Origin of the sequence: Enterovibrio gelatinilyticus (assembly GCF_028683095.1) — a bacterium.
GTDB classification, from domain to species: domain Bacteria; phylum Pseudomonadota; class Gammaproteobacteria; order Enterobacterales; family Vibrionaceae; genus Enterovibrio; species Enterovibrio gelatinilyticus.
The window spans coordinates 1-288 of sequence record NZ_JAJUBC010000156.1; the positions used below are offsets into that span (position 1 = coordinate 1).

The 288-nt window shown below is 45.5% G+C and carries 1 pseudogene; it reads left to right on the plus strand.

Annotated features, from left to right (window positions below):
* A pseudogene (locus LRP50_RS25630) lies at positions 1-288 on the plus strand (alpha-amylase family glycosyl hydrolase); the annotation flags it as partial.

The window sequence follows — 288 nt, forward strand, 5'->3', positions numbered from 1 at the left end:
AGCATTGCTTGATGAAAAGGCGCTCCTGGCAGCCATGGCTTATGTAGATTTAAACCCAGTACGAGCAGCAATAGCGGAAACCCCTGAAACCTCAGAGCATACGTCCGTCAAAGCGCGAATTGATTCATTGAAGAAAGAAGAAAACACCACACCTTGCTTATACCCCTTTGCTGGAAACCCGAGGGAACGGATGCCAGAAGGTATACCTCTTAGGTTGTTGGATTATCTAGAACTTGTTGATTGGACTGGTCGTCATAGCCGAGAAGATAAACGGGGTAATATTGATAA